Source organism: Aerococcus sp. UBA6277 (genome assembly GCF_002440555.1).
Taxonomy (GTDB): Bacteria; Bacillota; Bacilli; order Lactobacillales; family Aerococcaceae; genus Aerococcus.
The window spans coordinates 1-12,351 of record NZ_DJUR01000015.1; the positions used below are offsets into that span (position 1 = coordinate 1).

At 38.0% G+C, this 12,351-nt stretch carries 9 protein-coding genes and 1 pseudogene; 5 read left to right on the top strand and 5 right to left on the bottom strand.

Features of this window, described 5'->3' with window-relative positions; all coding sequences use genetic code 11:
• The first annotated feature begins 75 nt into the window (after positions 1-75).
• Together tnpA and B2V22_RS02395 are read left to right on the top strand one after the other, a co-directional pair.
• Entirely contained in the window at positions 76-498 is a 423-nt protein-coding gene (tnpA, locus tag B2V22_RS02390) for an IS200/IS605 family transposase (protein ID WP_290490264.1), read from the top strand.
• Between the two features lie 66 nt (positions 499-564).
• Positions 565-1,407: a glycosyltransferase family 8 protein gene (locus B2V22_RS02395; protein WP_290490266.1), complete on the top strand. Its 843-nt coding sequence runs from the start codon at positions 565-567 to the stop codon at positions 1,405-1,407.
• 156 nt (positions 1,408-1,563) lie between these two features.
• Here B2V22_RS02395 and B2V22_RS02400 read toward each other — a convergent pair whose 3' ends face one another.
• On the bottom strand, positions 1,564-5,517 hold the full coding sequence (locus tag B2V22_RS02400) for an ABC transporter permease (RefSeq protein ID WP_290490268.1): 3,954 nt from the start codon (positions 5,515-5,517) through the stop codon (positions 1,564-1,566).
• A 13-nt stretch (positions 5,518-5,530) separates the two neighbouring features.
• Positions 5,531-6,232 carry an ABC transporter ATP-binding protein gene (locus tag B2V22_RS02405; protein ID WP_290490270.1) on the bottom strand — a complete coding sequence of 234 codons (702 nt, stop codon included), beginning with the start codon at positions 6,230-6,232 and terminating at the stop codon, positions 5,531-5,533.
• Between the two features lie 179 nt (positions 6,233-6,411).
• On the opposite strand from B2V22_RS02405, the gene B2V22_RS02410 reads away from it, so the two are divergent.
• Positions 6,412-6,996, top strand: coding sequence for a TetR/AcrR family transcriptional regulator (locus B2V22_RS02410; protein WP_290490271.1), 585 nt, complete (start codon positions 6,412-6,414; stop codon positions 6,994-6,996).
• Between the two features lie 121 nt (positions 6,997-7,117).
• Here the strand turns inward: B2V22_RS02410 and B2V22_RS02415 are convergent, their stop codons facing one another.
• On the bottom strand, positions 7,118-7,990 hold the full coding sequence (locus B2V22_RS02415; RefSeq protein ID WP_290490273.1) for an alpha/beta hydrolase: 873 nt from the start codon (positions 7,988-7,990) through the stop codon (positions 7,118-7,120).
• 446 nt (positions 7,991-8,436) lie between these two features.
• Between B2V22_RS02415 and B2V22_RS02420 the strand changes: the two genes are divergently transcribed.
• Together B2V22_RS02420 and B2V22_RS02425 are read left to right on the top strand one after the other, a co-directional pair.
• A complete protein-coding gene (locus B2V22_RS02420; RefSeq protein ID WP_290490275.1) occupies positions 8,437-8,571 on the top strand; it encodes a hypothetical protein in 135 nt (44 codons plus the stop codon).
• Positions 8,572-8,727: 156 nt separating this feature from the next.
• Positions 8,728-10,167: pseudogene (locus B2V22_RS02425) on the top strand (6-phospho-beta-glucosidase).
• Positions 10,168-10,250: 83 nt separating this feature from the next.
• On the opposite strand, the gene B2V22_RS02430 reads toward B2V22_RS02425, so the two are convergent.
• Both B2V22_RS02430 and B2V22_RS02435 read right to left on the bottom strand, forming a co-directional pair.
• Positions 10,251-11,612, bottom strand: coding sequence for a DNA/RNA non-specific endonuclease (locus B2V22_RS02430; RefSeq protein ID WP_290490277.1), 1,362 nt, complete (start codon positions 11,610-11,612; stop codon positions 10,251-10,253).
• 449 nt (positions 11,613-12,061) lie between these two features.
• Positions 12,062-12,349: a YkvA family protein gene (locus B2V22_RS02435; protein ID WP_227869132.1), complete on the bottom strand. Its 288-nt coding sequence runs from the start codon at positions 12,347-12,349 to the stop codon at positions 12,062-12,064.
• Positions 12,350-12,351: the final 2 nt, after the last annotated feature.

The window sequence follows — 12,351 nt, forward strand, 5'->3', positions numbered from 1 at the left end:
TATATTATACCATACGTATGACTGTTGTTTATAGCGATAGCAATTGCTATAATGTAGTTGAAGAGGTGTTTACATATGATTGTGAAAACAAGGACAAATGTCTATGATTTTAATTTCCATTTGGTTTGGGTAACAAAGTATCGTAAGGAAATATTTACAACCATTGAAAAACAAAACGCCATGCAAGATATGTTGACGCACATTTGTGATGAACATGATATTGTGATCCAATCGCTGCAAGTTATGCCTGACCATATTCATATGTTGATTTCGTTCAACCCTAAACATGCCGCAAGTAGTATCGTCAAGACACTTAAAGGGAAATCTGCACGTCTATGGTTCAAAGCATATCCAGAAACAAAAGCAGTGTTATGGGGTGGCCATTTATGGACACCTAGTTATTTCATGTCAACAGTAGGCAGTATGTCTAAAGAAACTGTTAAAAAGTATATAGAAAATCAATTAACGGAATACAATGACGGTCGACCTAGAACTTGATTCATCCATGTAATGAATTACACGGTTTTCTCAAGAAGCGACTTTAAATAAATAAATTGGAGGATTATGCTCTTGGACAAACAGATTGAATTATTATTTACCATAGATGAAGGCTATTTGAATCCCTTAAAAGTGGCTTTAACATCGATTCGCCAAAATAATCCAGGCCAAGCCATCCGTATTTGGTTGATTCATGAATCAATTGCAATGCCAACTATTCGCGAATTGCAGAAATTAACGGATTATTTACAGTTTGGCTTTGAAGCGATTAAAATTGATGGTAGTCGATGGAATAGCGCTAAAACTGAAGATAGGTACCCAAAAGAGATGTACTTCCGCTTGCTTGCGGGTGAAATATTACCTAAAGAAATGAAACGTGTGATTTATTTAGATCCAGATATTTTAGTGGTTAACCCTTTATTAGAGCTGTGGCAAACCGATTTAGAAGGTCATATGCTAGCAGCTGCTACACATGTTGGATTGACGGACGTTTCTACCCGAGTAAACCAAGTGAGACTTGACGTTGACCATGCTTATTACAATTCTGGTGTGATGGTGATTGATTTAGATAAAGCGAGAGAAATTGTCAAATGGTCAGATATTGCGCAAATGATTGAAAAATATAACTTGCTATTAATCTTACCCGACCAGGATATCCTCAACCGATTATATGGTAAGTACACTAAAGAAATTCCAGAAGAAATTTGGAATTATGATACGCGCAAATATATGCGGTACTTCACCAAAAGTTTCGCTCAACATGATATTCACTGGGTGATGGCGAATACTGCTATTCTCCATTTCTGTGGCGGACCAAAACCATGGGACGATAAACATGACAATCGCTTTACCAGTCTTTATCTTAACTATCAAAACCAATTAAAACGTATTGAAGATTCGATAAAGTAAATTGAATTAAGTGTTTTTCATTACCTATGGAGGTTAATTTCATATTTACTGTCGTCAATTCAGTCATAGACACTTTGGCATCTAATAAAAAATCCCTAGAAGTAAACATATACATGCATACTTCTAGGGATTCTTTTTTATAGAATTATGAGCCAACTAATCGACTGATTTTAATGCTTCTAGCATATCTACGTGTTGTAAACGTTTATAAATGATATAGGCGAGAACGGCTGTAATTGATCCAATAATAACAGCTGGAACAATAAAGCTTGTCGCTGCTAGTGCAGGGTTAAACATGACATCAGCAGGTGGAACGATTCGAATAATATATTGATGGAGCATTTCACCAATACCGAAACCTACTAATATACCTAGGGCAGTTAAAACAATCGTTTCACGGTAAATATATAAGGTAACTTCATTATCAAAGAAACCAAGTACTTTGATAGTGGATAATTCACGCATCCGTTCAGAAACATTAATATTCGTTAGGTTATATAGGATAACGATACCTAGTAAACCGGCAACAACAATGAGTACAGTCATGATTTTATCCAATGAATGAACAATTGTATCGATTTGATTCATTAGGGTAGTGTTTTGTACTACACCGGCAACACCGTCTAATTCAATGAATTTCGCCGCTTGATTTTCTGTGTTATTAATTGAATCATCTTTTAAGTTGACTAGATAAGCATTAGATTGGTAATCCTCACCATAAATTGTTTCATAAACTTTCGGACTAGCGAAGACAAAGTGACCAATATACATTTCTGTAATTCCTGATACTTTCATTTCACGGTCTTTGCCGTTCGTATCTTGAAGGGTAATTGTATCACCCACTTCAGCATCTAATAGGTTGGCTAGTCGTTCAGAAATCACTACGCCATCATCTGGTAAGTTTAGCGTTTCATCAGAACCACGTTCAGTTAATTGAATATAGTCTGAAAATTCATCTATATTTTCAGGGGAAATTAAAGTGATATCTTGTGTATCGTTTTGTTTTCCACCGACAGTTGTTAACTCTTGATATGCTACTTCACCGAATTGATCAATGTCTTGAGAAGATAAAGTATCCTTAATCTCATCATTTTGTTGATCAGAGACATAGTCATTTTCTGCTACAATCATATCGTATTGGATTAATTCACCAAATTGACGTTGGTTAATTTCGCCAATAGATGATTGGACGCTAAGTCCTGAGAATAATAATGCAGTAGCACCGGCAACACCAAAGATTGTCATTAGCATCCGTTGTTTATAACGGAAGATGTTTCTTGCTGTTACTTTATGAGTGAAGGACATCCGGTTCCAAATTGGTGTAATCCGTTCTAATAAAATCTTAGATCCAGCGCTAGGTGCTTTTGGTAAGAGCAGTTGCGCAGGTTGTTCTTGTAATTCTCTCTTAGCGACTAAGTAGGCTGGTAAAACAGCTGCTAATAAGGCTAAAAGAATGGCAACCAAGGAAATTGCCCAGTGGAAGTGTAATTCAATGGCTGGCAAGGTATAGCTTGCACTATAAGCATTGTAAACTATATAAGGGAGTAGGGTATGTCCTAAGATAATCCCTAAAATAGTACCGGATAAGCTGGCGGTTAAACCGTAGAAAGTAAATTTCTTAATAACGTCTTGGTCATCATAACCAAGGGCTTTCAAGGTACCTGATTTAGTCCGTTCTTCGTCTACAAAGCGTGTCATGGTAGTAAAGGTAACGAGTGCAGCAACAAAGTATAAGAAGATTGGGAAGATATTTGCTAGGGAATCTACAATATTTGAAATGGTACTGTAGATTTTATATCCATCGCTTCCTGGAATCTCCCGACGACTATTTACGGAATAAGTTGGTAAGGATAAATTATCCACCTTTTCTTGCGCTTCGGCTAGTTCATCTTCTTTATCTGCTATCTCATCTTCAGCATCCGCTTTGGTTTTAGCGAATTCAGCGGCTTTATCTTCGTATTCTGCCTGACCCTCAGCAAGCTTTTCTTTGGCATCTGCAATTTGGGCTTCAGCATCCGCAGATTCAGTTGCTAATTGGTCTTCTGCTTGGGCTAATTCCGCTTCTTTATCTGCTAATTCCGCTTTTGCTTGGGCTAACTTATCTACATTCGCTTGGTATTCCGCTGATTTCTTATCTAATGTCTCAACACCAGCAGTCCATTGTGCTAGACCATCATAGTAAGTATTTAACCCGTCATTATAAGATTGAATACCGGCATTGTATTTGGATAGGCCATCTTGGTATGACGCTTCTTTTTCTTGTAAGAGGGCTTCATTCTCGCTTAAGCTAGCAGTTGCTGCTTCAATTTGAGCTTTACCATCATCAATTTTGGCTTGGTTGCTAGATAACGCTGCGTATCCATCACTTAATTGTTTGTTAGCAGTGTCTAGTTGTGCTTTGGCACTGTTTAATTGTTCTTGGCCAGCATCTATCTGACTTTTAGCACTTTCTAATGCTGATTTTTGTTGATCTAACTCAGCTTGACTAGCCTCTATTTTTGCCATTCCAGGAGTGTAGGTTGAATTCATGAAAGATTCATATTCACTTTGGCTAGCATCTAATTTTTCTTGTAAGTCAGCAATTTGTTCTTGAAGATCAGCAGTATCAGCTTCATTTAAATCGCCTGCATCTAATTTATTTTGTAGGCTAGTGATTCGTTCGGTTAAAGCTTGAATACCTTTTTCGTAACTTGCTTTTCCATCCGTCAATTCTTGCTTGTTTTGATCAAGTTGATTTTGTGCGTTAGTTACTTGACTGGCTTTTGCTTCATAGTCAGCTTGTTTTTCCTCAAAAGCATTTAAGTTTTCCGTGTATTCATTGTACTTGTTATCGTACTCAGCTTGTTTGCTGTCGAGCGTTTCTTTGGCTTTGGCAACTTCTGCCTCAGCGCTATTTATTTGAGCTTTCTTTTCAGCTAATTGACTATAGCCATTAGCAATCGCTGTTTGACCTTGATCTAATTGGCTTCTTGCTGTAGTTAACTGACTTTGACTATCATTTAACTGTTTCTTTGCTTGGTTTAATTTAGCTTTACCATCTTGTAGCTGGTTCCACTTTTCGTCCAATGTAGCTTGCCCATTAGCTAACTGGGTTTTAGCAGCATCTAATTGTGCTTGACTATCATCAATTGTCGTTTGAGCATTTGCAATTTGATTGGCGCCATCATTAATTTGTGCAGTGGCGTCAGCTACTTTAGTGTCTAATTGATTTTGTGCATCTTCAATCTCAGCTTGGCCATCAATTAATTGTTGTTTGGCATCATCTAGTTGTGCTTGTCCATCTGCCAATTGTTGTTTGGCATCATCAATTTGTTTTTGGCCATCATCAATTTCCGATTGATAATCATTTTTAATTGCTTCTAGACGATTTTCTGGTTGGTTTGCTAGGGCAGTATCTAAATCGTCTTTGTGAACTTGAAGTCTTTCAGTGTAAGTATCTGAATAAGGATCGACATCAATTAAATCATCGAATCGTAGTCGAGCTAGCATGTAGACATCTGAATCAAACGCAGATTCAGGTACAATCGCGTAACCTTTTAAGGCACCAGTTCCGGCTGTAGAAGCACCTTGGTTTAGATTGGATAAAATTTCACCAGAATAAACAAAACCGACAATTTCATAGGTGTCTTCTTTTAGTACAGTATCGCCAGAGGCATCTGCTTGTTCTGATAGGTCAATTTTATCGCCTAATTGATATTGATCATCAAAGCTTGCATCTATCGCTATTTCGTTATTTGCTTTTGGTAATTGACCTTCCACTAATTCATAATCTGAGATATCTTCTCCCATTGAGAATACGCGAATAGCTGTATGGCTATCATCAATAGTGACATCCTTTAAATAGCCATATTCAATATCTGCCAAGCCAGAGGTTTTATCCAAGATGTCAACATCATCATCATCAATCCCCATTGAACCAATTACAGTAATATCTGCAACGTTTAAATCATCAAAATAATGTTCACCAGTTGTTCGCATATCTGGTCCAGTCACTTTTAAACCAATTAAGGCAAAAGATCCTATCAACATTAACCCCATGATAGAGAAAAATCTACCTTTAGATTTAGTGATTGATTTTCGAATATCCTTCCATAACATTTTCTTTTTCATGTTTATTTGTCACCTACCATTCGATATCTGAGATATTTTCAGGTGCATCATTTACTTCAATGGATTCCACTGTAGCGTTACGCATGTGAATAACTCTATCTGCAATAGGTGCTATGGCTGCATTATGTGTCACGATAACTACAGTGGCACCATTCTTGCGACTCATATCTTGTAAGATTTGTAGGACTTGTTTACCTGTCTCAAAGTCTAAAGCACCTGTTGGTTCATCACATAATAAAATTTTTGGTTTTTTAGCAACCGCTCTAGCGATCGAAACGCGTTGTTGCTCACCACCGGATAATTGTGCAGGGAAGTTATTGATTCTCTCACCTAAACCTACACCCTCTAATACCTCGATAGGATCACTCGCATCTTTAACTATTTCAGAAGCCAACTCTACATTCTCCTTAGAAGTCAAGTTAGGCACTAAATTATAAAATTGAAATACGAAACCTACATCTTCTCGGCGGTATTTTGTTAATTGTTTCTTGTTATAAGTAGAGATGTCATTGCCATCAATTATGACTTGACCTTCATCATTTGTGTCCATTCCACCAAGAATATTTAGCATGGTAGATTTTCCGGCACCGGATGATCCTAGAATAATGGCTAATTCACCTTCTTCAATTGAAAAATTTACATCATTATTCGCAGTGATGACATTCTCACCCATTTTATAATGTTTAGAACTATTAATAACCTCTATGTAACTCATTTTCATTTCCTTCCTTATAAATATAAAATGATTGCTCAAGTAAATGAACAACGTGTTGATTTATTTACTTAGAGAGTATATAATGATTGTGCAAGAGATTCAATAAACAAAATACAAAAAAGTGTTCATTTTATAACAAAATTTGTCAATTAATCTATTCAAAGAAAGTAGGGTAATCAATGAGCCGGAAGATAGAAACAAAAGAAAAAATTAAGGCAGCCTTTATTGATTTAGTACACGAAAAGGGATTTGAAGCGATGACTGTGAGTGATATCGCCAGAAAATGTGATATCAATCGTGGCACCTTTTATCTGCATTATGTAGATAAGTATGACTTAATGAACAAGCTGGAAGAAGAAGTGATGTTCGATTTAGAGGCGATTATTTTAAAGGATTCTGGTCAAAAAGGAGCCGAGGATTCTTTAGAATTGATTCCTTATGATGAAATTTTAGAAGCCTTAGTCTATGTTAAAGGTGAATTTGACTTTGTAAAAGCGATTGCCAGCCCAGGTGGGGATCCCAATTTCATGCAAACCTTAAAGTCTATTATTGGACAACTTATTGATATAAAGGTGAAGCAGTCTAATCGCGTAAAGTTTGAGAAACTAGACCTGCCTGAAGACTATGCGATTGAAATCTTACTATCATCAATTGTGGGGATCATGACTTTGTGGATTAAAAAAGATGGAAAAGAGTCACCGGAAGAAATTACGCACATGATTACCAAAGCGAAACTATTGTCGCCATATGAACTGCTAATGTAGAAAAATATACAGGATAAAGGATTGATCGTCGTTTTTAATGGATATCTATCCTTTTTCGATGATATAAAAAAATAAAGCCAGTAAACCATGATGAACATGATTACTGACTTTATGTCATTTTCTAACACATATGTTTTCTAAAGAAACCAATTTGATCTAGGTTACAGTCTTTTGCAACACCGGATTTTTGATCAATGTGAAATACATGGTTTAGTGGTGTACCATCAGTGTTTCTATAGATTTTAAAGTAGACTTCATTCCCTTTAGAAATTAAAAATTGACCAAATTGGATAGCAGTTTCTTTTAGGAAATCATGGCTTGATGTCATGACAAAAGCAGGTGGAAAGTTGGTAGTGATGTTTTGTTCAACGGGTAACTGAGCTTTTAGTTGATCAGTCATCTTTCCATCGAGGTAATAAGGAAAATCATCAGCGGAACCGATATTATTGCCGATGTAATAGGCACCACAATTTAAACCAACAGCGTTAAATTGGATGTTAGGTACTTGAAAGTCAAATAAATTTTGATAATTAGGATTTGAAGCAATTGTAGCGTACTGTTGAGTGAGTTGACCACCTGCAGAATCGCCCAATAAAAATAAATTGTCTAAATCGATGTAGTATTCTTCGCTATTTGCAGTCATCCATTGTAGCACTTGGTTGATATCTTCAAGCGGTGCTGGGTATGTATGGTCTGGTGCGAGACGGTAATTGAAATTAATTACCGTTAAGCCTTGCGTAGCTAAAAACATGGTATAAAAACGATAAAGTTCCTTATCGCCGTAAAAGAACCCACCCCCATGAATATGAATTAAGGTTGGTAATTTTTGGCTTGTTCCAATTGGATAGTAAACATCCAAAGTATTCTCAATACCATGAGGGCCATAAGAAATATCACGAAACTTCTCAATTGATGTAGGCTCAACTAGACCTGCATCTCTTTTAGCATCGACTTCTTTAAGTTCTATACGCATTTTTTCAATATCGATTTCCATGAGGCATAACTCCTTCTACTTTAATTTCATTTCGTTTGATCGAAATTATTCCAATTGTAAGTAATATAAATAATAATCGAAAACCTAAACTATCAGTTATCATGCTAAAGGCGATATACATGTAAAATCACTTAAAATATTATCGATATGATAACGTATTCATTAACTATTGTATGGTTCTAATGACGACATTCCGATTTCTAAGGTTACATTTTAAGTATACGTTAATTGAAAAAATGTCAGGGTACAATGTATCATTGAATCATCAAATGAAAGGGCTACCATTTTGATGGTGAATAGTAGAATTATATTTTGAGGAGGAAAAAAATATCTGCAGCAAATGAAATGCAAGCGGTTAAGGATGAAGATTTAATCAAACCGCTAAAAAAAGGAGCAAGATTATCTTTAGACCAAGTAGAAGATTCAGTATTTTCATCAGGAGAGCTATGGGTCAAGAGGTAGCCGTTGAACCAAGCGAAGGGATCTTAGTAGCACCAGCTGATGGTGAAATGAGGCTACTAGCGGATACATTACTCGAAATTGATTTAGCGACGATAAAAGCAGTTGGAAAGCCGCAATAACCACAATAACACCAGTCATTGTAACAAATGCGCGAGACTATACTGAAGTAAAAGTGAATAACGATGCTGCAGATGGTCAACCATTGATTAAATCAGGTATTAAATTGAATCAGTAAATATGTAACTAAGTGAGTTTAAAAAAGGAGATTTAATATTATGGCGAAATTACCAAAAGATTTCTTATGGGGTGGCGCAATCGCTGCTCATCAAGCTGAAGGTGGCTGGGATGCTGGTGGGAAAGGGCCAAGTGTTGCTGACGTAATGACTGCCGGTGGGGCTAACCAACCGCGTGAAATTACTGATACAGTTGAAGAAGGTCGCTACTATCCAAACCATGTGGCCGTTGACTTATACGGTCACTACAAAGAAGACGTGGCTTTATTTGCGGAAATGGGCTTAAAAGCTTTCCGTACGTCAATCAACTGGACGCGTATTTTTCCAAATGGGGACGACGCTGAACCAAATGAAGAAGGGTTACAATTCTACGATGACTTCTTTGATGAATTATTGAAATACAACATCCAACCAGTCATTACCTTATCGCATTTTGAAGTACCTTTAAACTTGGCTAAAAACTACGGTGGTTTCAAAAACCGTCAAGTAGTGGACTTCTTCGTGAAATTTGCAGAAACAGTCTTTGAACGCTACAAAAACAAAGTCAAATACTGGATGACCTTCAACGAAATCAACAATATGATGGACTATTCAAATCCTATCTTCTTGTGGACTAATGCAGGTGTCACGGTTGAAGAGGGCGAAGACGCCAAACAAGTGATGTATCAAGCAGGTCACCATACTTTAATTGCCTCAGCCTTAGCGGTTGCAGCTGGTAAGAAAATTAACCCAGACTTTGAAATTGGTGCCATGGTATCTCACGTGCCGGTTTATCCAAAAACGGGTGACCCAGCCAACGTATTCTTAGCTGAAGAAACGATGCGTATGCGTTATTTCTTCCCAGACGTACAAGTTCGTGGGTATTATCCAAACTAAGCCTTGAAAGAATTTGCCCGCGACGGCATTGAAATTTCTTTCCTAGATGGCGATGAAGAAATCCTTAAAAACGGTAAAGTTGACTACCTAGGCTTCTCTTACTACATGTCGACAATGGTGGACAAAGATGCCCCGTTAGCACCAACAAATAAGGTTCATGGTGGTATACCGCATGAAGTTGAGAACGAATATATCGAACGCTCAGACTGGGGTTGGGCGATCGACCCAATCGGTTTACGTTATACCCTAAACCGCTTCTACGACCGTTATCAAGTGCCATTATTTATCGTGGAAAATGGCTTGGGACTTGGTCATGAATTTGACGCTGACGGTCAAATCCATGACCAAGCACGGATTGCTTACTTACGCGATCATATTGAACAAATCAAATTAGCTGTTGACGAAGACGGCGTTGATTTAATGGGTTACACACCGTGGGGCGTGATTGACATCGTATCCTTTACAACTGGAGAAATGAAAAAACGCTATGGTATGATTTACGTTGATCGTGACAATGAAGGAAACGGAACGCTAGCCCGTTCTAAGAAAGCATCATTTGCATGGTACCGTAAAGCCATTGATTCAGACGGCGAAGACTTAGCTTAATCATTACAATAATAAAAGACGAAATGCACTTTTCTTGAAGCGCATTTCGTCTTTTTTCGCGTATATACAACTTGTAGGGCGGATTACTCACCAACCATACCATCGCCGTCACGGTCGTCCATATATGGATACAACCAATGGTCTGAATAAATAGGCATTGAAAATCCTGCTGCTTTGGCTTCTTTAATGGTTACCTGACCGTTGCCATTGGCATCAACCGAACTGACATCACCGCCGGAAGCGGGCGCTGTAGTAGCGGGTGCACTTTCGGCTGCAGGGGCAGTTTCAGAAACGGTTGAAGATTGGTTTAAGTTTGGTAATGATTCATCTTGTGTTGGGCCTTCAGGACCTACTGATGAGCCGTCTGCATAATTGATTTCAACGTCTGGTTGGATGTTTGGTACATAGATATTGAATTGGATAGTCGCTCCGTTATCTTCAATAGAGAAACCTTCCATGTAAACACCGGATGCCAGTAGGTTATCACCTTCGAATGCTGGTGTAATGCGGTAGCGGACATGGTTTTCTGTTTGCTCAATATAGTTAGCCACAAAGTTTTCAAATGGCAACATCCCTTCAACATTAAACCATCTAGTACCAGTCATCAAGTTGCGGGCATTGGCATCTTCACCAGTTAGTTGGTGGCCAATCAAATGAGATCGGTTATACAACCAACCACCAGAAACGTTGGCATACTTAGCTTGTTGCCAGCCAGTGGGTTTGATATCTGAAATATCACCACGTTCTGTAGTAGGCATCAGTTCGACCCCGAGGACAGCGTTTGCGGCGGTTACCCGACCTAAACTATCCAGTTCACCATATGATTCGTAGGCTTCAGTCGATGTAATATCCGCATCTGTAAAGTAAGGGATATTATTGTTAATTTCTATATAAGTTTGCCCAGCAGGTACTGTACGTACTTTTGTGAATTCAGCGCTTGCTTGGCTGGCAATTTCACTTTCAGCTTTTGCTTTAGATTCAGCTGCTGCTTTTTCCTTAGACTCTGATTCAGCACGTTTCTTAGAAGAGGCTTGGCGTGCACTTGATTCAGCGGCTAATTTTTTGTCATAAGATTCCTTGGAGGATTTTTGTGACGCATCTTTAGCGGACTTAGCAGCCGCTTCTTCGGCCGCTGATTCAGAATCATCAGCGGAATTCTCATCAGCATCTTGATCTGAGGATATGACTTGTTCTTGTGGTTGAAGGTCGGATTGATTGGCTTCGGTTTCACCTGTGTCTATTGAAAAGATGACAATCGTACCGATTAATGCAGCTGCTGAGGCAATCAAGCTGTTTCTCAACCATTGATTATTTGGCTTAATCTTGTAGAAAAACAAGGCCAGAATAGGCGCAACAACTAAAATGAATGGTGATAACAAGATAAATATTATCAATAGAGCCAAGTAAGCCAACAAACGTAACCAGTTAATATTCTTTTTCTTCATTATTTATATTTCTCCCAAATGTATCTAAACTTTCCCATATTGCCTAACATTATATCGGCCGTCATTAGAAACTGCAATAACTATCGTACTTTTATTTATAAAATGTAAAATAGACAAAGGTAATTCTCGTCAAAGGGTCACTAAATCGATGTCTGTAGTCTTTTAACAATAATTATCAGGCAAGTTTCTGGTATGATACTTGTAACAGAAAGTCGATTGAGGTGAAATCATGTTAGCGAAAGAAGAATTACCGGTATGCCCAGTGGCGACAACACGATAACTGTTTTAGCAGCCGTCGGAACGCAATGGCATACGGATGTCTATGCGTAAGAAGAGCCCAATATTGAGACTAGAGTTAGTCTTAAAAATGTTAGAGCATAAATCAATAAAAATAAGCCGTGATACCCGGGGTACTGGGTTTCACGGCTTTTAGGGGTAGGTATTTTAATCTAATTGATCACTTTATTTGGATCAAAGTCTGTGTGTGTATTGGCTGTTTGTGTAGCTTGTTTTTCATTGTAATTATCTAATAAGGACATGGCAATCGTCGTCAAGACACCAATTACAGCTGCGTCATCCACGAATCCTAAAGGACCAAAGATATCCGGCAACACATCAGCTGGGAAGACGGTATATGCGAGTGCTAATCCAGTAATCGCCTTGATGTAGGTAGGTGTTTCCTTATTAAATAAGGCTTTGGCGAACTTGCCCAAGGTCATTTTTGATGTTTGTTTCATTG